21 protein-coding genes are annotated in these 22,834 nt (G+C 35.5%); 6 read left to right on the top strand and 15 right to left on the bottom strand.

What is annotated here, in order from left to right; genetic code table 11:
- Positions 1 to 16: 16 nt before the first annotated feature.
- The 12 genes from flgL to degS form a co-directional block, all read right to left on the bottom strand.
- On the bottom strand, positions 17 to 922 hold the full coding sequence (flgL, locus tag BFA01S_RS03055) for a flagellar hook-associated protein FlgL (RefSeq protein ID WP_066225618.1): 906 nt from the start codon (positions 920 to 922) through the stop codon (positions 17 to 19).
- A gap of 15 nt (positions 923 to 937) precedes the next feature.
- Positions 938 to 2,578 carry a flagellar hook-associated protein FlgK gene (gene flgK / locus BFA01S_RS03050; protein ID WP_066225615.1) on the bottom strand — a complete coding sequence of 547 codons (1,641 nt, stop codon included), beginning with the start codon at positions 2,576 to 2,578 and terminating at the stop codon, positions 938 to 940.
- Between the two features lie 12 nt (positions 2,579 to 2,590).
- Complete coding sequence (locus BFA01S_RS03045; RefSeq protein WP_066225613.1) at positions 2,591 to 3,067, bottom strand: flagellar protein FlgN; 477 nt, start codon at positions 3,065 to 3,067, stop codon at positions 2,591 to 2,593.
- 24 nt (positions 3,068 to 3,091) lie between these two features.
- Positions 3,092 to 3,355, bottom strand: coding sequence for a flagellar biosynthesis anti-sigma factor FlgM (flgM, locus tag BFA01S_RS03040; protein WP_066225612.1), 264 nt, complete (start codon positions 3,353 to 3,355; stop codon positions 3,092 to 3,094).
- Between the two features lie 83 nt (positions 3,356 to 3,438).
- The gene (locus BFA01S_RS03035) at positions 3,439 to 3,861 is read right to left on the bottom strand and encodes a TIGR03826 family flagellar region protein (protein WP_066225610.1); all 423 of its coding nucleotides are present in this window, start codon (positions 3,859 to 3,861) and stop codon (positions 3,439 to 3,441) included.
- Positions 3,862 to 3,972: 111 nt separating this feature from the next.
- A complete protein-coding gene (locus BFA01S_RS03030; protein WP_235842951.1) occupies positions 3,973 to 4,581 on the bottom strand; it encodes a ComFC family protein in 609 nt (202 codons plus the stop codon).
- Positions 4,582 to 4,646: 65 nt separating this feature from the next.
- Complete coding sequence (gene comFB, locus BFA01S_RS03025) at positions 4,647 to 4,949, bottom strand: late competence protein ComFB (protein WP_066225607.1); 303 nt, start codon at positions 4,947 to 4,949, stop codon at positions 4,647 to 4,649.
- Between the two features lie 102 nt (positions 4,950 to 5,051).
- On the bottom strand, positions 5,052 to 6,536 hold the full coding sequence (locus BFA01S_RS03020; protein WP_066225606.1) for an ATP-dependent helicase ComFA: 1,485 nt from the start codon (positions 6,534 to 6,536) through the stop codon (positions 5,052 to 5,054).
- Positions 6,533 to 6,751: a hypothetical protein gene (locus BFA01S_RS03015; RefSeq protein ID WP_066225603.1), complete on the bottom strand. Its 219-nt coding sequence runs from the start codon at positions 6,749 to 6,751 to the stop codon at positions 6,533 to 6,535. Before BFA01S_RS03015 ends, BFA01S_RS03020 begins: the two co-directional genes overlap by 4 nt.
- Before the next feature lie 133 nt (positions 6,752 to 6,884).
- On the bottom strand, positions 6,885 to 7,727 hold the full coding sequence (locus BFA01S_RS03010; protein WP_066225602.1) for a DegV family protein: 843 nt from the start codon (positions 7,725 to 7,727) through the stop codon (positions 6,885 to 6,887).
- A 285-nt stretch (positions 7,728 to 8,012) separates the two neighbouring features.
- Positions 8,013 to 8,699 (bottom strand): two-component system response regulator DegU, encoded by a 687-nt coding sequence (gene degU, locus BFA01S_RS03005; protein WP_066225600.1) that lies wholly within the window; start codon positions 8,697 to 8,699, stop codon positions 8,013 to 8,015.
- A 69-nt stretch (positions 8,700 to 8,768) separates the two neighbouring features.
- Positions 8,769 to 9,923 carry a two-component sensor histidine kinase DegS gene (gene degS, locus BFA01S_RS03000; RefSeq protein ID WP_066225598.1) on the bottom strand — a complete coding sequence of 385 codons (1,155 nt, stop codon included), beginning with the start codon at positions 9,921 to 9,923 and terminating at the stop codon, positions 8,769 to 8,771.
- Positions 9,924 to 10,234: 311 nt separating this feature from the next.
- On the opposite strand from degS, the gene BFA01S_RS02995 reads away from it, so the two are divergent.
- The 6 genes from BFA01S_RS02995 (at position 10,235) to BFA01S_RS02970 (ending at position 18,523) form a co-directional block, all read left to right on the top strand.
- Positions 10,235 to 10,876, top strand: coding sequence for a YigZ family protein (locus BFA01S_RS02995; RefSeq protein ID WP_066225596.1), 642 nt, complete (start codon positions 10,235 to 10,237; stop codon positions 10,874 to 10,876).
- Positions 10,877 to 10,895: 19 nt separating this feature from the next.
- Positions 10,896 to 11,864: an LCP family protein gene (locus BFA01S_RS02990; protein ID WP_066225594.1), complete on the top strand. Its 969-nt coding sequence runs from the start codon at positions 10,896 to 10,898 to the stop codon at positions 11,862 to 11,864.
- Between the two features lie 161 nt (positions 11,865 to 12,025).
- Positions 12,026 to 14,044 carry an N-acetylmuramoyl-L-alanine amidase family protein gene (locus tag BFA01S_RS02985; RefSeq protein ID WP_156483513.1) on the top strand — a complete coding sequence of 673 codons (2,019 nt, stop codon included), beginning with the start codon at positions 12,026 to 12,028 and terminating at the stop codon, positions 14,042 to 14,044.
- Positions 14,045 to 14,047: 3 nt separating this feature from the next.
- Positions 14,048 to 14,692 carry an SH3 domain-containing protein gene (locus tag BFA01S_RS02980; RefSeq protein ID WP_066225589.1) on the top strand — a complete coding sequence of 215 codons (645 nt, stop codon included), beginning with the start codon at positions 14,048 to 14,050 and terminating at the stop codon, positions 14,690 to 14,692.
- Positions 14,693 to 14,696: 4 nt separating this feature from the next.
- On the top strand, positions 14,697 to 16,214 hold the full coding sequence (locus tag BFA01S_RS02975) for a SpoIID/LytB domain-containing protein (protein ID WP_066225588.1): 1,518 nt from the start codon (positions 14,697 to 14,699) through the stop codon (positions 16,212 to 16,214).
- Between the two features lie 320 nt (positions 16,215 to 16,534).
- A complete protein-coding gene (locus BFA01S_RS02970; protein ID WP_066225586.1) occupies positions 16,535 to 18,523 on the top strand; it encodes an N-acetylmuramoyl-L-alanine amidase in 1,989 nt (662 codons plus the stop codon).
- Positions 18,524 to 18,584: 61 nt separating this feature from the next.
- On the opposite strand, the gene BFA01S_RS02965 is transcribed toward BFA01S_RS02970, so the two are convergent.
- The 3 genes from BFA01S_RS02965 to BFA01S_RS02955 form a co-directional block, all read right to left on the bottom strand.
- Entirely contained in the window at positions 18,585 to 19,952 is a 1,368-nt protein-coding gene (locus tag BFA01S_RS02965) for an O-antigen polymerase (protein ID WP_066225584.1), read from the bottom strand.
- A gap of 221 nt (positions 19,953 to 20,173) precedes the next feature.
- Positions 20,174 to 21,232 (bottom strand): non-hydrolyzing UDP-N-acetylglucosamine 2-epimerase, encoded by a 1,059-nt coding sequence (gene wecB, locus BFA01S_RS02960; RefSeq protein ID WP_066225583.1) that lies wholly within the window; start codon positions 21,230 to 21,232, stop codon positions 20,174 to 20,176.
- Between the two features lie 4 nt (positions 21,233 to 21,236).
- Complete coding sequence (locus tag BFA01S_RS02955; protein ID WP_169800423.1) at positions 21,237 to 22,832, bottom strand: asparagine synthase family protein; 1,596 nt, start codon at positions 22,830 to 22,832, stop codon at positions 21,237 to 21,239.
- Positions 22,833 to 22,834: the final 2 nt, after the last annotated feature.

Genomic DNA, 22,834 nt, shown 5'->3' with positions numbered 1-22,834 from the left:
TTCGTAAAAAGATAGCTTATCGTAAAAAGTCTATTAATGTAGGTTGAATAATTCTTGAACTTGCTGCAAGCGATGCACGATGAATGCTTTCTTGTATAGTTAAATTCGTAATAGCACGTTCCATATCCACATCTTCATTTTCAGATAGAATACGGTTTGCAATAACTTCCTGATTCCCTAAACGATCATCAATCAATTCAAGACGATTGTAACGAGCACCTAATCCAGAACGTTCTGCAGATATTTTCTCAGAATAAGCATCTAAATCTCCTAATAGCTTATCAAGATCACCGCTATTATCTTTAAAAGCTTTTATGATATTGGAAAGCGTCCCATTGTCACCTAATAACTCTTCTCCAAATACATTCTTAGGATTAATATTTACCTTTAGTGAAACACCTTTTGAAACTTCAATATTAAAATCAGCTGGTTGTAGATCATTACCGTTCCTATCTTTAAAGAACTCAGTCGATCCTCCATTTTTCTTTATCGGGGGATTAAGGGTATTAGCTCCATTAAAAATATAACGTCCGCCAACTTGTGTGTTAGCAACTCCAATTAAATCCTCTCTAAGTTGCTCAATTTCTGTTGCAATTGCTCCTCTACTCTCATCACTATTAGTTCCATTCTTTCCTGCAACAAGTAGTTCTCTAACACGATGTATAACTTGTGTAGTATGCTCAATCCCTGCCTCAGAATTCTCAATCCACGTATATGCTTCTGATAAATTACGCTTATATTGCTCAACTTCTGTTAAATTAGTCCGATAAAACATCCCTTTAATAGCTACAACAGGGTCATCTGATGGTCGAGAAATTTTCTTTCCACTATGAAGCTGCTCTTGATATTTACTCAAATTTGCATAACTGCTGCTCAAATTTCTTAAAGAATTACTAGCAAGCATGCCTTGTGTAATACGCATTTATTTTCCACCTACCTATCTTGTCATTCCCATTCCATTAATAATTTTATCTAAAACCTCATCTTGTAATGTAATCATTCTTGCTGATGCATTGTAGGCATGTTGGAACTGAATCATATTCGTCATTTCCTCATCCAATGATACAGCACTAACTGATTGCCTTCTTTGGTCAACGGAATCACGCAAAATCATTGTATTATCTGTAAAACGCTCCGCTTGCTGTGTCTTTACAGCCATTCCTCCAATTAACCCTTCATAGTACGTCTGGAATGTTGTGTGTCTAGTTCCAATATTAAAAGTTGTATTTTTAACTTCTGCCAGTGCAAGTGCATTATCAGCGTTATCCACTTCATCTTCGGTTGCGCTTCCAGATGCGGCAGCAATATTGTTGGGTGAATCCTTAATTTTTTCAGAAACTCGGATAAGACCTGCTGCACCTTTCACATTGCCATTAGCTACAGGAAATATTTCTTTATTACTAGAATCCAAACCAAACGAGAAAAAATTAATTGGTGGAGTATTGGGATCATTAGGATCATTAAGCTTCAAGCCCCCATTACCAGAATCAACAAGATATTTCCCTTGATTATGAACCTTGTTAAATTGCAGAGCAAATTCGAAAGCCATAGTGTCTAATTCCCTCAACATATCAGGATATATCCCTTTTTCATCTGTACCGTCAAAATAACCATTGGATTCTATCAAACTGCTTATCTTTCCAGTTTTACTAAATATGTTGATATCTATATCTACATTGTTAAGTTTAATACCTTTTACAAGTCGACCATCTTCTGAAACATCTGTGCCATTATCTGAGAATTCAATTTTAAACTCTTGAACTCCAAGCGGACCTTTAGTGGTATCTCCATTTATAAAAGGGGCTAAACCCTTTATCGATTTGCCGTCTTTATCGACAAATTCAACAGTAACGGTTCCTTCTGCAATTTTCAGGGAATTTCCACCCGAAGAGTGATTCGTTACTTTAATATTTGCTAAAGTTGATAACTTATCTAAAAGCCGATCTCGTTCATCATATAATTCATTAGGTAAATAACCGTGAGGCTCAATTTCAGAAATTTGTTTATTTATATTATTTATTTGACTGGCAATGGAATTAATCTCATCAACCGATACTTTAAGTTCGCTTTTCAAATCACCCTGTACTTGTGTTAATGAAGTAGAAAGATAGTTAAAAGTCTGGGCCACTGCTTCTCCACGTTCAGCAACAACTGAACGCGCTCCTTCATTTATCGAATTAACTGCTAAATCGTGAAATGATTGCCAAAATTCATCTAATGTCTTTGACAATCCGGCTTTTGATGGCTCATTCATAATCTCTTGCATCTTTTCCAATGCCTGGGCCCTTGATTCCCAATATCCTAATTTATTATTCTCTTGGCGATATTGAACATCTAAAAAGCCTTCCCTTATCCGCTGCACACTTCCCGCTTCAACCCCAGTCCCCATTTGCCCCGGTATTTGCGGACGATTTATCCCAATAGACGGGTATGGCGTTGTCGCTTCAAAGTTAATCCGCTGACGTGAATACCCTGGTGTATTCACGTTCGAAATATTATTCCCTGTCGTATGAAGCGCACTCTGCTGTGTGAACATCCCGCGCTTTGAAATTTCTAATCCCATAAAAGTGGATCGCATTTGTTTCCCTCCTTATGCTTTTGAGTCAAAAATGGAGCGACGTTTTGTTTGTCCATTTTTGTTATCCGGCTTTTGATAGTTATGATCACCTTCTTGCGGCATCATCGTGTTTATTGTGATAGACACTAACTGTAATGCCTGCTGTGTGAGCTGTTTATTTAAATTATTTATATTTTTTAAGTCGTCCATCACTTTTTTGAATTCATCATATATATTTTGGAGCTTTTCTTTATCTGATGCGTCTGCTTTTTCAATGCAAGCTGTTAATGTTAATTCATCTGTTCGTCCAAGAAATTTTGATGTGAGCTCAATTCGTTCCGCTTCCATCTGATTGATTGCCTGGACGAATTTTTGTTCATAGTTTAATGTTTCTTTTAATGCTTCAATATCATTTTTCTTTAAAAGATCTGTTTTTTGAAAGGCCACTTTATAAAGCTGATGATGGAGAGCGAGCAGCTTTTCTAAGTTTGCTATTAACTTTTCGGTCATCACTTTCCATCCTCTCTGTTATCTTTATTTCTTATAAAATTTCAGCAATCCTTCCGCAATTGCACTAGCGTCAATTTTATATGTCCCGTTCTCTATTTGTTCTTTAATAGCACTAATTTTTTCGTGACGTGCTTTTGTCAGTTCGCTCGTTTGCTGGAGGTCTTTAGCCACAGTTGAAATTTCTACTTTATCTTTTTTTGCGGATGCTTTTGCAATTGATTCATTTTTATCCAGCTGTCGTTTATATGGATTAACACCATTTGTGGAGCCAATATTATTAATTTTCATGAAAGATCTCCTCACTTTCCTTGCCTATTGATCGTCCTTCTAATACAGGTTATATCGACAAGTTTACCCTCGTGTTTAGATTTTCATTTACTTTTGGGCATATATGCATAGAAAGTTTTTTTGTTCTGCTGAAGTTCAAGATCTCTCTTATGACTTTCCTCTCGTTCCATCTGTTTTACCTGCGACTTTATATCCGCTTCACAATGACTACATAATTTTCCTTCACGAATAGTTGTTGCACACTTCGTACATGGATAGCCTAAGTTCGGGAAATTTGAAAGCTGGATTCTTCCATTTCGGATAAATTTTAAAATTAAACCTTCCTCCACATCCGTTGCTTCAACAACATCATCAATAAGCGCAGTTCTATTCTCACGCTTTCTCAAAAATTTATATACTTTTTCAAAATCAGCTTCTTCTTGCTTAAAGCAGTCTTGGCAAATCGTTTTTAATGGTGTTTTTACAAAGATCGCATTACATTTAGGGCAATTGGATAACTCTCCCATCACATACACTCCTATTCTCTCATGAAATATCTATTAAAATTGCTCCTCTGTCAGCAATAATTGTTTATGAAACATTTACCTACATTTTATATCGACTATTTCTGTTAGATTTTAACTGCGAATTAATGTTAATGAAGAAATATTTTGTGCATTTTTTTCTTTTAAAATTTTCGCAGCATGTCTTAATGTACTGCCAGTTGTGTAAATATCATCGATAAGCAAAAGATTTTTCCCCTTTATACATATTGTATCGTTAATAGTAAAATAATTGGAATGATTTATTCTTTCTCGGCGGGATTTTTTTGATTGTTTTTCGTGGTTTATTCTTATAAGAGGAGTAATAATCGGAGCTTTGAGAAATTGTGCAAGTAAGACTGACTGATTAAAGCCTCTTTCATATAATCGTTCCTCACTTAAAGGAATAGGAACGATGAGATCGACTTCTTTTTGAAATTCTCTTTTATAAGTAAAACAAAGCTCCTCTTTAAAAACGTTGGAAATTTCTGCGTCACCGCGGAATTTATAACGCGCTAGCAGTTCTTTCATAAATGGATTGTATTCGTAAATAGAAACATTTCTATCTAAAATATTTTTCCATTTAGGATCATCTTCCCAGCGCTTGCAATCATAGCAGACACCTTCATTTTCCCTTGAACATTTTGGACATATATCCCCTTCAATCTTCTTTAAATGTGAATTGCAGCTTTCACATACTTTCATACGTGTTTCTTCTATTAATAGAAAGTTTCTCCATGTCATATGAAAGGAAAGTTCGTTATGGCACATTAAACAGTAGATGATTGATCCACCTCGGCTTTTTTACCTGTTTTACAATAAGGATTATCCGATACTAATTTCGCGCATTCTATTAATTTCACAAGTAATGTTGTCATTTCCTGCTTATCCACATAACCCGCTTTTATATACATTACTTTTTCCTCGTTTGTTACATATTTCGGTTGTACCTTATTTAGAACCATCGCTAAAACATCTTCTTTACAGCTTTCACACGTGCACTTCATCTGCAATTTATGTTCATACTCAGAAAATAAATCTTTCATAATTTTTTCCATTGCATTAATAACCATAACTAATCTCCTAGATATTATTTTATTCTATCTCTACACTAATAGTAAGTGCTTGCTTGTTTATTGGCATTATACAACAGGTTCTATAATATGGAAATATCTTTATTTTAAATAGCCTTTTTCCCGGGCTTCCTTATTCATTTCTTCAATATGCTTTTTTGCCTCCACCATGGCATCTGTTTTTCCGTAATGAAAGAAAATGATATTACCAGTTGGATAGTTTATATGTCTGCCGACACGGCCGGAAATTTGCACAAGAGCACTTTCCGTAAAAATATCATCTTCCGCTCCTAAAACAGCTACATCACTATTAGGAATCGTAACACCTCTTTCTAAAATAGTGGATGTAATAATGATCGGAATTTCCCCTTGACGGAATTTCCTAACTTTCTCCTTCCGCATCCTGTCATTGGCATGTACACTTTCAATTCTATCATTATAAAACTTACATATTCTCTCTATTTTTTCAAGCAATAAGATATTAGGAACGAATAAAAAAGCTTGCTTATTCAATTTCAATTGTTTTTGAAGCCAAACTGCTACATTTTTAGGCAATCTTCCTTTTGCTACTTCTTTCGTCCAATTTCCACACCACTCGAAATTTGGTACTGGAAGGGCATGCCCGTGATAACGTGCGGGAATCTTTATCGCTTGACGCTTGTTTTGTCTCACTTCTCTTTTCCACTGTTTAGAAGGTGTGGCTGTTAAATAAATGAGTGAGCTCGTTTTTTTCCTTGATTTTTCTACAGCAAATTGTAAAGATTTATCCACTGAAAAAGGAAATGCATCGACCTCATCAACGATTACAACATCAAAAGCTTCTTTAAATCTTAACAGCTGATGGGTCGTTGCGATATACATTTCCGCTTGTTCATTTTTCTGCTTGCTTCCTCCGTATAAAGCAGCGATTTTTGTTTCTGGAAAGGCAGCCTGCAATCTTGGAGCCAGTTCCAATACGACATCTGTTCTCGGAGTTGCAATACATATTCTCTGATTTTTATAGAGTGCCATCTGCAATCCCTCAAACAAGACCTCTGTTTTACCGGCTCCGCAAACAGCCCAAATAAGGATTTCATTATTCGATTGAATCGTTTCCACAATTTTCTTTGATGCATCCATTTGACCTCTTGATAATTTCCCGTCCCATGTTAAACGATGACCGGCAGGTTCTGATCGTTCCAATCGCGGACCTTTCCAACTGATAAGTGGTGTACATTCACTAACTCGCCCCATCATTATGCACTTCCTGCAGTAGAAGCACATTTCCCCGCATCTCGCACACAGAAAAGAACTAAACATAAAAAGGTCCTCATTCGCACAACGATTACATCTCTTTTTATTTACGTTTTCTACCCCATAATTAAATTGGATGTAATCGTTTTCAAAATGTTCCTTAATAATAGGAAAAGAAAACGGGATTTCATCCATCAGCAATTCCTTTCCTTCAAGAAATTGCTGAAGATTAGCTGAATATTTATATGTTAAATTAGTTCGAATTTCTGGTAGATTTTTGATAAGAGATAACGGCATTCCCTTTTGCGAGGACTTTGCTATAATCAACTTTCCGTTCCCCTCTATAAATCTCATAGATAGTCTTGTGCAACAGTAATTTTTCGATAGCGCTTTTCCACACTAATTGCTGTCCTTGAAAGCTCTTGCGCTATTTCACGAAATTTCATCCCACTTAAACGCAGTTCGAGCAGCTTTCTATCTTCTAAAGTTGTCCAGTGGCGGTACGTACGTTTTTTTTCCATTGTTGTAACCGATGCTTCAAGACGATTTCTATTCTCAATACCATTCATTTTTACTAATTTACCCCTATAAATCATCTTTATTACCAGTTATTATGGATCAATTAACAACCTATGTCCACCGGTATAAAGTAATATGGTTATTAAGGACTATACAAATAGTTCTATTTTGAGGATATAGTCCTTAGTGCTTATACCAACCTAAAGCAATAGCTCCATCTCCTAAATGTGTTCCAATAACAGGACCAAAATAACTTATCGTAAAATGGACGTGCGGATATTGACTCTGAAGATCTTCCTTTATTTTTCCTGCTTCTTCCTGGCGATTTGCATGAATAATAACTGCATCCATCGGCACCTTGAGACCTGCATCTTGATCAAAGAGCTCAAATATACGGTTTAATGCTTTTTTTCTTGTCCGGATTTTTTCAAATGGAACGATCAGTTTATTTTCAAAGTGAAGAATCGGCTTTACTTGGAGCAAGCTTCCTACTAAGGCTTGAGCACTGTTTAAACGGCCGCCTCGCTTTAAATTCACTAAATCATCCACCATAAAATAGGCACGCATTGATTTCTTCATTTCTTCTAAACGAGCAATTATTTCCTCTGGTGCTCTTTCTTCATTCGCCATTTTAGCTGCCTCAATTGCATAAAACCCTTGGGCTAAACAGCTGACTTCTGAATCAAATGGATACACTTGTATATTTCCCACAATTGTTCCTGCTGAAACAGCACCATTAAACGTCCCGCTTATTCCGCTTGATAAATGAACCGTAACAACCGCATCATATTCTTCTGCTAATTTCTCGAAAAGAGCAACAAATTCACCGATCGGCGGCTGGGATGTCGTAGGCAGCTTTCCTTCCTCCTTCACCTTTTTATAAAATTCCTCTGCCGTAATGTCTATTTCCTCACGATATGTCTCCCCATCAAAAATCACACTGAGCGGAATCATATGAATATTTAATTGTTCCCGCATTTCTTCCGTTATGTATGCTGTACTATCAGTTACAACAGCTGTCTTCATAAAAATCTCCCTTTCTTTTGAAATTGAAATAATTTAAATTAAACTAAAAAAAGATCAGACACATACATAGGGTCTGATCTTTTTAACCCCTCTCACTCAATATAGTTTGTATCTACTATTTATCCCGAGGGGTACTATATTCACTAGGTTTGTACAATAAATCTCTAAATAATTCCACCTAAAAGGCCCACTAGCACATCTCCCTGGCTTCACCAAACTTCCATAAAGGGGCCCTTTAGGAGTTTCACTCAAAGAGGTGCTTTTCCCCCTTTGAGTGAAACTCACTTATCTCACTTCGACCCAGCCGTTTTTAATAGCAACGACAACTGCCTGTGTACGGTCATTTACATTCATCTTCTGTAAAATGTTACTTACATGGTTTTTAACTGTCTTTTCACTAATAAATAATGATTCACCGATTCCGCGATTGCTTTTTCCATCAGCGAGCATTTGCAGCACTTCACATTCACGGCGTGTTAAAATATGTAAGGGACGGCGGATTTCCGGCTGTACGTGTCCAAGCAGTCCACCTTCTGCTCCGCTCGTTGCAAGACGGCGGAATTCATTAACTAAATTATGTGTGATTTTCGGATGTAAATAAGATCCTCCATCAGCAACTACTTTCACAGCCTCAATTAATGTATCTGCATCCATCTCTTTTAATAAATAGCCTCTTGCTCCTGTTTTTAGCGCATGTGTTACATAGTTCTCATCATCATGAATCGATAAAATAATAACCTTTACACTCGGATTAGCTTCTACTAATTTTTTCGTCGCTTCCACACCGTTCATATTCGGCATATTAATATCCATAATAATGACATCAGGGTTATTCTTTTCGACTATTTCCAACGCCTCAGTACCATCGTCCCCCTCTGCTACCACTTCAAATGCCGGTTCAAAATCTAAAATCCGTTTTACACCTTCACGGAATAATTGATGATCATCTATAATTGCAATATTTGTTTTCATTTTTTGCCTCCTCATATTCATTTTAATTGATTGTCTCTCTTCTCTGTCAATGAGCCAAAATTACCCTAACTATCCCAAATTAAAGGGAACTGATATTAAAACAAGAGTACCTAATCCTACTTTTGAATCAATCTTTATATCACCATCGAGCAGTTCGACGCGCTCCTTCATTCCTATTAATCCAAATGATTTTTTATCTTTATTTTCCTTTATATTAAATCCTTTTCCATTATCTCTAATCGTCATTGTAATTTTATCTTTTCTTGTTTCAACCTTTACTGTAACCTCTGTTGCTTCAGCATGCTTTAATGCATTTGTAACAGCTTCCTGAGCAAGACGGAACAGAGCAACTTCAAATCGGGCGGGCAGACGGTCCCCTTGTTCTTCCCCGATACTTTGGAAGTGAATTTTCGTTTTTCCGTTATATTCTTCGATTGTATTCATATATTTTCGGAGCGTTGGAATAAGTCCTAAATCATCTAATGCCATAGGTCGTAAGTCATAAATAATTCTCCGTACTTCATATAAAGCATTTCTTACATTAGTTTTTAAACTGCGAATTTCCTTAAATCCTTCCTCTGCTCCTCGTTCACGGAAGATACGCTCTATTAATTCGGATCTCATCATCACATTTGCAAGCATTTGTGCGGGTCCATCGTGAATTTCACGGGATACTCTCCTTCTTTCTTCTTCCTGTGCTTCAATAATACGGAGACCAAAATCCTGCTTTTGCTGAGCATCTTCAATTAAGTGTCCGACTTGGCGCAGATCCTGATTCATATAATTTAGGACAACAGTAATTTGGCCGACAAGATGTTCAGAACGTTCAATAATATCCTGCAATCCAATTAAATTCCGCTCTAAATCATCTCTTCGGTCTCTTAACTGCTTCTCTCTTTCCTGCATCATCGTTAATTCTACTTGGAGTTTGTGTGCTCTATCATAAGCTGCTCTTATTTGTTCTTCACCAAAACGCTTAAAATCTTGGCTGACTTCTGATAAACGATTGCGGGCAAGTCTTGCCTGAACTTCTAATTTATCCCCTTCATCGATTACTTCACTAACTTGCATTTTAATCTTTTTTAGTTCTTCCACTAAACCTTCGTATTGTTCACGGGATTTCTCTCCGATTTCAAAAATATCATCTTTGCTCCCGTCAACTGTTTTAATCATTCTGTCTAAAATGTCATCCAAAAGCTCACTATCTATCTTTTTATAATACATTTTTTCCCTCCATCATAAGTGTAATGTCAATGTGTCAAAATATAAACAATTGAAGTAAGAATTATGTCGTTTTATAATAAAAGAATGTGCTTTATTTTTCATACATAAAAAGGGACAGTATTTTAAATTATTTTATTAAGATAAAAACTTATCTTTAGTACTGTCACCTTAGCAAGACCTTTTTATTAACTAGTACATATTTCTTGGGGCTAATTTCACCGGGGTCTGACACCTCAGCTTTGCTCCAGCTTCAACGTTCTGTTTGACCTAAGCTTTAACATTTAGCTTTTATAATTAGGAGGTGTACAAGCATGCTTTCTTACTATTATACCGTAAAAGACTATGGAGAGCATGAAATAACGATACAAAAATCCCGTTTTATTTGCTATGTAAACCGGGCAACGACGGAAGAAGAGGCACAAAATTTCATCAATCTAATAAAAAAGAAGCATTGGGATGCTAATCATAATTGCTCAGCTTATTTAATTGGCGAAACGAATAATATCCAAAAAGCAAATGACGACGGAGAACCTAGTGGAACTGCCGGTGTTCCAATGCTGGAAGTACTTAAGAAACGTGATTTAAAGGATACTGTCACCGTCGTAACACGTTATTTTGGAGGAATTAAGCTAGGTGCTGGAGGTCTTATTCGTGCTTACGGAAAATCTGTATCAGAAGGATTAAATGCAATCGGTATCGTTGAGAGAAGATTAGTGAGAGTTATCCATGTAAAAATTGACTATACATGGTTAGGAAAAGTTGAGAATGAATTAAGATCATCTCCTTATACTATAAAAGAGATACACTATTTAGACGGTGTCGAAGTCGAAGTGTATGTGGAAGAAGAACAGATTAGTCAATTTACCGAATGGATGATAGAACTGACCAATGGGCAAAGCGTAATAAATGAAGGTACTAATCTTTACTTAGAAAGACTTGTGAGTAACAGTTGAAAAAAGACGAGGGATTATAATGGAGAGAACGAGAAAAAGAAAGAGAAAGAAGAAAAAAATCGTAAAGCGAATTTTACTCACTCTTCTTCTCTTTTTGATTATAATAGGTGCTTCTGTAGGCTATACACTGTATAAAACATATCAAAGCGCCAGTAATTCCTATTTAGAGCTAGAGAGAGGCGAAAAGTCAAAATTACGTGAAAATGCTGTTAAAGTGAACGAAGATCCATTTTCCCTTTTATTAATGGGCGTGGAAGATTACTCAACAAATGGAGAAAACGGAAGAACTGATACACTGATCCTCTTAACGATTAATCCGAAAGATGAATCGATAAAGATGTTAAGCATTCCCCGTGATACAAGGGTTCTTATTCCTGAAAAAGAGAAAAAGACGAAAATTAATCATGCCTATGCTTACGGCGGAAGAAATTTAACGATTGAAACAGTGGAAGATTTATTAAATATTCCAATCGATTATTACGCTGAAGTTAATTTTAGAGCGTTTAAAGAAGTCGTTGACGAATTAAATGGTGTAACAGTAAATGTTCCTTTTGATTTTTGGGAGAATAGTGACGAAGATAATAGAAGAATTTACTTTAAAAAAGGTGAAATGACGTTAGACGGTGAAGAAGCTCTCGCATATGCAAGGATGAGAAAGCGTGATCCAAGGGGCGATTTCGGACGAAATGACCGTCAAACACAAATTATCTCCGCGATGCTTGATAAGGCAACAGCACCTAGCAATATTTTTAAATTAGATGATATTGCTGCCCATATTGGAAAATATGCAAAAACAAATTTTAAAGTAATGGATGCTTTAGCTTTGCAGCAGAAATATCCCCATTTAAATTCCAACAATATTGGGAAGCTGAAATTAGAGGGTGAAGATAAGTATATTAATAATGTTTACTATTTTATTCCTGATGAGGAAAGTATTGATGAATTACAATATGAGTTAAAAAAACATCTTCGCCAGTCTCAAGATTAGACTTATTATGAAAAAATTCGTACTAGAAATACAGCGTTTGACATAATTTTCACAGACAAAATGATATTTATTTGTTATCATAAATATTAGAAATTAAATCCTCTGAATCCTTTCAGAGGGTTTTTTTGAAAAAATTATTTAGGAAAGGAGCACTAAGTATTTTGAAACAGGTAAGGTTTTTACTCTTTTTTACTTTTGTGTTTTTAGCCCTCGTTACTCCAGCCAAAGGATTCGCACTAACAACAGATTCTTTCCCCTATATAGGTGAGATTAAGGAAAATCAAACTAAAATCCATAAAGGGGCTACTGCAGATTATGATGTCAGGCTCACGTTGAAAACAGGCGATATCGTAGGTGTCGTAGGAGAATTTAAGAACAACTTAGATGAAGAATGGTTAAACGTCTCAGTCAACGGTGTAAAAGGGTGGGTTAAAAAGACAAGTGTATCAATAAAAGAGGACCTCCCCCATTCTCTTTATGTTAAGAAAGACAATGCAGATGTTCGTAAAGGTGCTAATGACTCATATACAAGTATAGAAAAATTAGCACATGGTCAAAAAGTTACAATTATTGATTCCTTCATCAGCAAAGATGGTGATGTTTGGTACAGAATCGATTTGGGTATTAAACAAGGTTGGGTTTCTTTAGAAGCGTTAACAATTGACTCTACTAATTCAGATCAAACAGAAGAAGATAATCAAGTTATCCAAGAAACAGAGAAAATAGAAGTAGGTCAAACAGTTTATATTAAAAATGCGAATACACAAATCCGTAGAGGTGCACTAGATTCATATAGAGCTGTTTATACAGCAAAAGAAAATGAATCATTCAAAGTCATCGACGAATTCGTCAACAATAAGAATGAAAGATGGCTTCGTTTACATGTATCAAACAGTCTACAGGGCTGGGTTATTGAAACAGCAGTGCAAGCGGAACCTTCAAGAGATGCACAAGTTTTACCAGATTATATTTTTGTAAAATCTAAGGATGCAGTTGCAAGAAAAGGCGCTCTTTCTGATTACAAAGCTGTAGATTCTCTTCCTGCAAACGAGCATTTAAAAGTAATTGATTCTTTTATTAATAAGAATAACGAGCTTTGGTATCGTGTAGAGCTTTCAAGCACTCTGGCCGGATGGGTTAGCGCTGATGATATTTCAAGAGATCCAAAGATTAATATGACTTATTATTTAGGTGAATACGGGAATGTAAGAACAGAGGCACAAAATTTTGCGGACGCTATTACACCGCTGTCTAAAGGCTCTGCCATATATGTAGTAGATCACCTTATTAATGATGCAAATGAGCTTTGGTTCCAAGTGAAAATAGAGGGCGGCCAATTAGGCTGGATTAACTCTAAATTCATTACTAGTGAAATACCTTATATTAATCAAGCATTTAAAGCTGCTGGCACTGTGTATGTTCATAAAGGTGCGACGACTGACTATACAAAAATCGCCACACTGAAAAAAGGTACAAGTGTGAAAGTAATCTATGAATTTATTAATAATAGAAATGAACATTGGTATAACGTAGAGCTTTCAAATAAAGCAAAGGGCTGGGTGCTGAAGGAAGAATTAACAAAAGGACAAACATCAAATGTTCCTTCTACTCCAAGCACTGGTGCTTTAGACGGTAAGAAAATTGTCATTGATGCTGGTCACGGCGGAAAAGATCCTGGTGCAACCGGCGGAGCCAAACTTCGTGAGAAAGACGTAGTACTTGATGTTGCTCTAAAATTAAGAGATAAACTTGAAGCAGAAGGAGCAACTGTGTTACTAACTCGCAGCACAGACGTTTTTCTCGAATTAAGTGAGCGTGTTAAAATTTCAAATAACTCTAAATACGATGCTTTCATAAGCATTCATATTAATTCAGCGACAAACAGATCTGCCCGCGGGACAGAAACATATTATAATACAAGTAAAAACGGAGCAAAAAGCAAATTGTTAGCAGAAAGTATTCAGCCCGAAATGGTTAAACAATTAAATACTTATAACCGCGGTGTTAAGACGGCTAACTACTATGTTATTAAAAATAACGAGCTGCCAAGCGTATTAGTGGAATTAGGTTTTATTTCTAATCCAACTGAAGAAGCAATGCTTCGTGAGGATGCAGTAAGAGCTAAAGCAGCAGACAGTATTACTAAAGGTTTTATTAAGTACTTTAACGGAGGCAAATAATCTATGAAAAAGAAGAATCTAGCAATCGTTTCTTCTGTTTTCGCAGCAGGGATTTTAGTCGGCAGTTTAACTCCTTCTACTATCGGTTCTGCAGCCGGCAACGTTGTTTTAGCAAGTGTTGAATGGGTTACAAGCCAAATCAATCCTTTAAAAACAAAGGTTGACCGTTTGGAAACAGAAGTACAAGCTTTACGCCAAGCACTTGAAAACGGCGGAGAGGTATCCCCTCTTCCAAACAACGTGTATGTGAATACAGCTTCTGCAACTGTCCATAGAGGAGCTGCTAAGAGTGAAAGAGTTTACGCAACATTTACAAAAGGACAAGCTTTAAAGGTAATAGAAGAGCATCTTTCTTCTGACGGGACATGGTACCGTGTAGAATATGCAGCAGATAAATACGGCTGGATTTATTCAGGTGATGTATCGAAAACTGCAGTAAATGCTCCAACTTCTTTCACAGCTAAATCGACAGCAACTGTTCATAGAAGCGCAGTATCTTCAGAACGTGTTGTTGCAACTCTTAAAAGCGGCACGACTGTAAAGTATATTAGTTCATTTACAAATAAACAAAATGAATTATGGTATAACGTACAATTATCAAACGGTGTAAAAGGATGGGTTCAAGCAGCCCACGGAGAGGTGAAATAAGCTTATGACCCGCAAAGTCATTCTTACATTCTTTCTTTCTCTAAGTCTCCTTTTCATCCATAATGAGGCAAGTGCTGCAACTGTTAAATCTTATTCAAATCCAGTTGCCGTTCAATTAGCAGATGCCGCTTCAAGCAGTATCAAGCTGCAAGGAATCTATGAATTTACGAATAAAGGGAATAACGAGAAAACATTTCTATTGCCTAATATAACGATGAATGCCAGCCGTTCCGGTCAAAATGTTGTCGTTAATATAGGAACTTCTTTTACTTCAAGCGCTGGCTTTGAAGTAAAAGAAGTAGATAATATTGCAAAATATGCGAAATTTACAAATGCAACAAGTGTCAAAGCTAGTGCTGCTTCTGATTCTGAAACGAGAGCCACTTTATCAAAAGCAGAAATAGCTGAATATATTGAAAGCCTTGTCAATGATAAAGGAGAAACTTGGTATAATGTTCTCTTAGCAAATGGACAAAAAGGATGGGTTCCTGCTAAAACAACATTGATTGAAAATAACTCGATTTCAACACCAATCGTTACAATCGGTAAAAAAACGTACCGAGGTGGTATTTCTCTTTTACCCAAAACAAGTGGAAAAGTAACAGTTTTAAATAATCTTGATCTCGAAGATTATTTAAAAGGAGTTATTCCAAATGAAATGCCGGCTTCTTGGCATAAAGAAGCACTTAAAGCACAAGCAATTGTTGCTAGAAGCTATGCCGCAAACAGTATGTCATTAAAAAATACAACAGCAAGCCAAGTTTACGGCGGCTACAGTACAGAGGATAAAAGAACAACAGAAGCTGTCGAAGAAACAGCTGGAATTGTCGTTAAGCATAATGGGAAACCTATTCAAACATTTTTCTACTCCACTAGTGGAGGAAAAACAGCAAATGTAGGAGATGTATGGAACTCAAACCAAGCTAATTTCCCTTATCTTATTTCTGTAGATGACCCGTATGAAAATTCTCCTCATAGCAATTGGGAAAATTCATTTACCTCCAGTACTATTTTAAAAAGCTTCGGTTTTAACCCTGGCAATACAGTACTGTATGATATAAAGCCAAAAGCTACTGGAGCAAACGGAGAAGTTACAAGTATTACAATCGAAACATCAGCAGGTCCAAAAACGATTACAGGAAATGAATCAGTTATTCGTAAACTATTCCCAATTGAAGGATTTTACGGCTTCCTAAAATCAAACTGGTTTACTGTAGAAGCAAATAAAAGCTATACCGTTCAAACAAATAACGGCCAAAACTCTCAATTCGCAGTATCAGGACAAGCTGTCATGCAGGGAAATGGTACACAGTCTACTATTTCAGATAACCAAGTAGCAATTCAAACAGCAAACAGTATTGTTACGAAAGATACTGATCCTACTTCTATTACCTTAACAGGAAAAGGCTGGGGACATCGAATTGGAATGAGCCAATACGGCGCAAAAGGATTAGCAGAAAACGGCTGGAAAGCAATCAATATTGTAAAGCATTATTTCGCTAATACTGAAGTTTCAAAATAGAAAGACACAAGCAAGGGGGCCTCTTTTTATAAGAAGGTCCCCTTTTCTTATCCAATATTTGAATTGGCTTTCTTCTCTTTCTCCATACATAATCTGCGATTAAACTAGTATTGAAAATGACTTTACAAAAGAATGGTACCTCTCTATCAATCTCAAAGAATCGACTTGTTTCATCAAAATAATCTAAAAAATATGAAGTATTACATAAATACCAAAGACAAACATTTTTTGTTTGTTATCATAATAAATAGAAATGAAACCTCTGAGTGCTATCAGAGGTTTTTTTACTAAATCATACAGAAAAGGAGAGTCTAAGTATTTTGAAACAGTTAAAATCTTTACTTTTTGTTACTTTCATGTTTTTAGCTTTCAATATTCCAAGGAAAGTATTTGCACAACCAACTGATACTTTTCCTTATATAGGTGAGGTTAATACAGAAAAGACTGAACTCTATAAGAGTGCAACTACAGCGGATTCTATAAAATCAACATTAAAAAAAGATGAAATTGTTGGTGTTATAGGAATATTTGAAAACAATTTAGGTGAAGAATGGCTGAATGTGTCATCCAATGGAGTTAAAGGATGGGTTAAGATGGAAAGTATATCTGTCAAAAATGAACTTCCTGTATCCATGTACGTTAGCAAAGGAAATGTAAATGTCTATAAAGAAGCAGCCATAGATTATAACATTATAAAAGTAATAGAATATGGACAGAAAGTGGCAGTCATCGATTCCCATGTCAATAAAGCAGGAGAAATCTGGTATAAAATTGACTTAGGAAACATTCAAGGCTGGGTATACATAGAACAATTAATTAACACAGCTATTAAAGAGAATTCTAGTAATTTAAAAAAGACAGACCAAGTTATTCAAGAAAAAGAGAAACCTTTTTCTGAAAAAGCAGTGTATATCAAAAAAGGAAATACAAAGATTCATAACGGTGCATTAGATTCAAATAGAGTTGTTTACACTGCTAAAGAAAACGAAGCATTCAAAGCAGTTGGTGAGTTTACGAATAAGAAAAATGAAAAATGGCTTAATATAGAATTACCGAATGGTGTAAAGGCATGGGTTCTCTCTAATGAAGTTTCAAAAGAACCTAAAGTAAATACTTCTTATTATTTAACCCAATACGGGAATGTAAGAACTGAATCTCAAAATTCAGCTGATGTTCTTTTATCATTATCTAAAGGTTCTGCAGTATATGTTGTTAATTACCTTACTAATGATGTAAATGAACTCTGGTATCAAGTTAAATTAGAAGATGGCCAGCTCGGTTGGATTAATGCTAAATTTGTTACTGGTGATGTTGTTTATATAAATCAAACATTAAAAGCGGGAACAAAAAATACTTATGTTTATTGGGGTGCTATGAATCACTACAAAAAATTAGCACATATCAAGGAAGGAACAAATGTTAAAGTTCTATATGAATTTATTAATAGTAACAATGAGCATTGGTATAATGTAGAACTTTCTAATAAAATAAAGGGCTGGATTCCTAAACAGGAATTATTTACCGATTTATCGACTAGAAATTTTGTTTATTCAATTGTAGATGATTCACTATATAAGGATATATCTAAAACCTCTGCATCTTCTGCAAAAGTTGTAAAAGGAGATAAACTATTAGTCTTATCTGCTTCCAGCCAATCACTTTATGTGGAAAATACAAAAGGTATTCGCGGCTGGATCGCAGAAGAAAACACAACAGATGTAGCACCGGCTATTCCAAATAAGCCAAGTGTTTTATCAGGTAAGAAGATCGTCCTTGATGCTGGACATGGTGGTACTGATCCAGGTGCAGTTGGACCGACAAAGCTTAAAGAGAAAGAAGTAACCCTTTCCGTTGTTAAGAAATTAAAAGAAGCACTTGAACAAGAAGGAGCTACTGTTATACTCACTCGTGATCGAGATATTTCTGTCTCATTAGCTAATCGAGTCAAAATTTCAAACGCATCTAAAGGAGATATTTTTATAAGTATCCATGCAAATGCAAGTGTTAAAAGTTCAGCAAAAGGAACAGAAACATTTCTTAACACTAAGAAAAAAGGAACAAACAGTGAATTATTAGCTAAAGATATTCAAAAATCATTAATTGGCAGCTTGAATACTACGGATCGCAAAGTTAAAACGGATGATACTTACTATGTATTAAAACATAATAAATTAACAAGTGTTTTAGTTGATTTAGCATTCATTTCTAACCCAACAGAAGAAGAAATGCTTCGCAGCGATGATACGAGAAACAAAGCTGCTGAAGGTATTCTTGAAGGTATTAAAGATTATTTCAGTAGAGGTAAATAACAAAATAAGCAAATATTAATAGGCTAGCGCAAAACAGTTTTGCGCTAGCCTATTTTCTTATCTAACCAATATTCGAATCGAGCTCTTTTCTTCTTCGTATAAACAAGCGATATACTTTTAAAACAATAAATGGTGACGTCAAAATGATAATAAGCGCAATCCATAAAATATTTAAAAGAAAATCTGTAAAACCACCGATGACAACACGTGGAATGTTAACAGTAAAGTAGATGAATAGAGCAATAAATAAAGGATTTTTCGGAATTCTTAAAAATGCGATATATACAAGCTGAATAAATACACCGACATAGACTGTTCCAATAATCATTCCGATATAACCAAAGTTAGCAAATGCTTCACCTGCAAAAAGTGTATTTAACACCCCTGCTGTTCCCTCTTCTACACGTGTAGGAAAATAAACTTCCATAGCAAGTCTCGCTGAACGAACTTGTTCTATATCGTATAACCCTGTGATAGACGACGGTAAGCTTTGTCCGAATAAAAGCGGCATACGGTCTGTAAAAAGCTCAAGATGAAAATAGAAGCCTGCAATTTGCGTTAAAATAAGCCTTCCAATCGGTCCACGATTATAATCAAAAAACTGATCAACATCCTCTACACCTTGGATAAACACATACATAACTACAATAGCAGCTATACCTGCTCCCCCAAGAATAGCAATTCTTCTCCAATTAAGCTTTATAATGTTCAAATAAAGAAGCAATAAGATGAACATAAGCAGATAGAAAAAGATCGGGCCCTTCGATAAATCATAAATTTGAATAAAGACTGCTCCCCCAGTTGTAATGAAAAATAAAAGAATCCACCTGAGCTGTCTTGTTTTATAACTGTAGATAAAGGTAATCATTGATAAAAGCGGAGTAAGACCAATCGCAAAAATATTACGAATCAGTGTATTTCCACCAAAATTTCTTGCTGCCTCTATCCGGAGTTCAGCTAAATTACTGCTGCCCCTCAAAAGCTCGAGAATCGGAATGGAATGTAAATGATAAACAGTATACAAAATGGATAAACATGACAGACCTGTAAATCCTACAAATATTAAATAAGTCATTTTATCATTCTCAATTTGAACCGGTGCATTTATATAGTCATTAAATTCTTTTTCAGGATTAAAACCAATTAGCTTTGTAACGAACAACATAGAAAGAGGAAGCATAATCATGACGAAACAAATAGCAAAAAAACCAATCGTTCGGAAACGATCATCTGCTAGAAGATCGATCATATAATGTTTATCTATGTTTAAAGCAATGAGTAAGCTGCCGATAAAAGAAGAAATAAATAAAGAGTAGTAAAACACAATCGATAGTATATTCGGTTTTAATAATGTCATCGTTCCTGCTGACTTTTTAAATAAAATAAAAGAAATAACAGCAACGATGAGCCAAATTACAATATAAAACAAGATTTAATCCTCCAACATTATATAAATCCAACATAATGGGTTCACGTTAACTGTATATCAATGAACTTTCCTGATATATCAGCGAATTCTCTATTATATCGGCGACTTTTCCAATATATCAGCGATTTTTCCGGTATATCAGCGAACTCTCGATTATGTCAGAAAACAATTTATATTTATACAAGAAGCTGTCTCGCCTTCGGTTTGACAGCTCCTTTCTATTATTGATTATCGCTTAAAATTTTCACAATTTGTTCAGATGTATTTCCAGAACCGAATATTGGCGGATAGTCTGAATTGCATGTGAGCTGAACTGCTTCTAATATTTTCTCTGTATCGGCACCGACAAGCACATTCGCGTTATCCTTCAATGTTTCTACCCATTCTGTCTCATCACGTAATGTTACACATGGTGTTTGAACGAAATAAGCTTCCTTTTGTACTCCACCGGAATCAGTTAAAATCTTTTTCGCATTTTTTTCAAGGCATAACATGTCTAAATAGCCAATTGGTTCAATAACCTTTAATCCTGGAATCTTATCAAGATCAATTCCATAAGACAGAAGTTTATTTTTTGTACGTGGATGGATCGGCCACACCTTTGTTCCTTCTATTTGGCTGAATGCAGCAAGAATATTTTCAATACGCTCACGGTCTTCTGTATTTTCTGCACGGTGAACAGTAATTAAATAATAATCTTTTGAAGCTGCACCGATATCTGTTAAGATTGTTGATTTGTCAGCAATATCCTGATTATAACGAACAGCATCATACATAACATCACCGACATTATAGACATGTTTCGTAATGTTTTCCTCTTTCAGATTGTTCACTGACGTATCACTCGGACAGAATAAGAAGCTTGATACATGATCTGTTAAAATACGGTTTACTTCTTCAGGCATTTTCTTATTAAAACTTCTTAATCCCGCTTCTACATGGACGATCGGAATATGAAGTTTTGATGCTGCAAGCGACCCTGCTAATGTTGAATTCGTATCACCGTACACTAATACATAATCAGGTGTTTCTTTTAGTAAAATCTCCTCAATCTGAATAAGCATATTAGCTGTTTGCACACCATGTGAGCCTGAGCCTACATTAAGATGATAGTCAGGCTTTGGAATATTTAATTCAGTGAAAAAGATATCCGACATATTCGCATCATAATGCTGACCAGTATGGATAATGATTTCCTCATGATTTTTTCTAATTTCGCGTGAGACAGGTCCTGCTTTAATAAATTGCGGTCTCGCTCCTAGTACCGTTACAATTTTCATTTCATCAACCCTTTAAATTATTCATATAATTTTTCACTAAAATTGAATTGATATTATACGGATTCACATACTTGCTTCCATTATCCTTAAAGGAAATGGAATTTAAATAATTCATATAATTACCCGTAATTCCGTACCACTCCATCGGATCTTTATGATAGCGGCTGTACAATTCTTTTTTATTGTACATGCTTTTTAATAATGGATACAATACTCCATATTTTTTCGAAAAAGATGAAGCATTTCCAGCTGAATTAACCGGTTTATCAAAATAATCAGGATACATCTTATGCAATGTAAAGTCATATAGATACTTTTTGAAACGATATTCAACCGGTACATTGAGAAAGAAAGAAACAAGACTGTCATCCCAAAGAGGAATTTCCCAACCTTGATTATAAAATTCATATACGCGCAATGAATTAATAATAAACTTACACTGTCTTTCCTTCCAGTCCCAATATTCAAAAAGAGCACTCGCTTCTTCCCTGTTTTCATATGAGAAACCTTGAAGCTGTTCTTTTATTGCGGAATGAACATGACCATTTACAGCTGAATTATTCGTTGTCCAAAGGCGATGATGTCTTTTCATCACTTCATTTACAACATCATCAAGAGAATACTTACGGTCTACTGTTAACTCATACGGAATATGGCTGCCTGCAATAAAGTCACCTGAGTGACCTGGTATAAATACATACTCGTGATCAGCTGCTTGTTTCTCTCGCAGCAAGTGTCTAACTGCAGGGAAATCCTGAATATGAGCCATAGAGGATTCATTTGTACCGAACTGCTCATACTCCTGCCATTCAGCTGAATGATACCATTTATACCAACTACTTTTATTATAAGGGAAAATTGTCCATTCTAATCCGAGACGTGTGGCAATTTCTTTACTTCTGAGCGCTTCTTTACTCTCCGGATGACCATATGTAAAAGTGGTAATCTTTTCTGCTCCCATCTCCTTTAGAAGAAGAGCAATAATACGAGAGTCATAACCGCCGCTTAAAGGAATGATAATTCCCTTGTCTTTCACACGTTTATACATTTGTTCAAACGTTTGTTTAAATCTTTTCTCCAGCTCTTCAGCTGCATCATTAACATCTATTTCAACCGGTGAATGATAATAGTGAAAATAGTTTTCTTTCTTTACATTACCTTCTTCATAAACGATCATCTGTCCAGCTTCAATTTGCCAAACGTCTTGAAATAATGTCCGATCACTCGCCACATAACCGGTTAAAATAAATTCATATTTAGATAAATCATTTATTCCAGCTTGTATTTGTTTTGAAGAAAGCTCATCGGTTAAAATAAAAGCAGAGTCTCTTTTATAATAAAATAGAGGAATTGACCGCTTACGGTCTACTGCTGCTGCTACTTTCTGTTCATCTCGAAAAATAAAAGCAAACTCGCCGCTTACTTCTTTTATCCAGTCACTTGAATAAGAGAAGGAAAGCATTTCTTCTATTTCTTTTTCTGTAAAAAGCTTTCCTTTATAATAAAAGTATCCCCGAAAATAAATCTCTTTACCATCCCGCTTTAACTGTGACCACCTGTCAGATAAAGAGATATTTATATTGTTTGTTTCCACATTCATCA

Origin of the sequence: Metabacillus fastidiosus NBRC 101226 (genome assembly GCF_001591625.1) — a bacterium.
Lineage (GTDB): Bacteria > Bacillota > Bacilli > Bacillales > Bacillaceae > Metabacillus > Metabacillus fastidiosus.
Note: the sequence above shows the minus strand (reverse complement) of the source record. Positions and strands in the feature narration are given on the sequence as shown.

Bases quoted from the DNA above. Each gene is read 5' to 3' on its own strand.
- BFA01S_RS02995 (WP_066225596.1), top strand. From the start codon at position 10,235: ATGCTTTCTTACTATTATACCGTAAAAGACTATGGAGAGCATGAAATA.
- BFA01S_RS03015 (WP_066225603.1), bottom strand. From the start codon at position 6,751: ATGAATGGTATTGAGAATAGAAATCGTCTTGAAGCATCGGTTACAACA.
- BFA01S_RS03045 (WP_066225613.1), bottom strand. From the start codon at position 3,067: ATGACCGAAAAGTTAATAGCAAACTTAGAAAAGCTGCTCGCTCTCCAT.
- BFA01S_RS03035 (WP_066225610.1), bottom strand. From the start codon at position 3,861: ATGGGAGAGTTATCCAATTGCCCTAAATGTAATGCGATCTTTGTAAAA.
- degS (WP_066225598.1), bottom strand. From the start codon at position 9,923: ATGTATTATAAAAAGATAGATAGTGAGCTTTTGGATGACATTTTAGAC.
- BFA01S_RS03020 (WP_066225606.1), bottom strand. From the start codon at position 6,536: ATGAGATTTATAGAGGGGAACGGAAAGTTGATTATAGCAAAGTCCTCG.
- degU (WP_066225600.1), bottom strand. From the start codon at position 8,699: ATGAAAACAAATATTGCAATTATAGATGATCATCAATTATTCCGTGAA.
- BFA01S_RS02955 (WP_169800423.1), bottom strand. From the start codon at position 22,832: ATGAATGTGGAAACAAACAATATAAATATCTCTTTATCTGACAGGTGG.
- BFA01S_RS02980 (WP_066225589.1), top strand. From the start codon at position 14,048: ATGAAAAAGAAGAATCTAGCAATCGTTTCTTCTGTTTTCGCAGCAGGG.
- BFA01S_RS03010 (WP_066225602.1), bottom strand. From the start codon at position 7,727: ATGAAGACAGCTGTTGTAACTGATAGTACAGCATACATAACGGAAGAA.
- BFA01S_RS03030 (WP_235842951.1), bottom strand. From the start codon at position 4,581: ATGAAAGTATGTGAAAGCTGCAATTCACATTTAAAGAAGATTGAAGGG.
- flgM (WP_066225612.1), bottom strand. From the start codon at position 3,355: ATGAAAATTAATAATATTGGCTCCACAAATGGTGTTAATCCATATAAA.
- wecB (WP_066225583.1), bottom strand. From the start codon at position 21,232: ATGAAAATTGTAACGGTACTAGGAGCGAGACCGCAATTTATTAAAGCA.
- flgL (WP_066225618.1), bottom strand. From the start codon at position 922: ATGCGTATTACACAAGGCATGCTTGCTAGTAATTCTTTAAGAAATTTG.
- BFA01S_RS02975 (WP_066225588.1), top strand. From the start codon at position 14,697: ATGACCCGCAAAGTCATTCTTACATTCTTTCTTTCTCTAAGTCTCCTT.
- BFA01S_RS02990 (WP_066225594.1), top strand. From the start codon at position 10,896: ATGGAGAGAACGAGAAAAAGAAAGAGAAAGAAGAAAAAAATCGTAAAG.
- flgK (WP_066225615.1), bottom strand. From the start codon at position 2,578: ATGCGATCCACTTTTATGGGATTAGAAATTTCAAAGCGCGGGATGTTC.
- comFB (WP_066225607.1), bottom strand. From the start codon at position 4,949: ATGGTTATTAATGCAATGGAAAAAATTATGAAAGATTTATTTTCTGAG.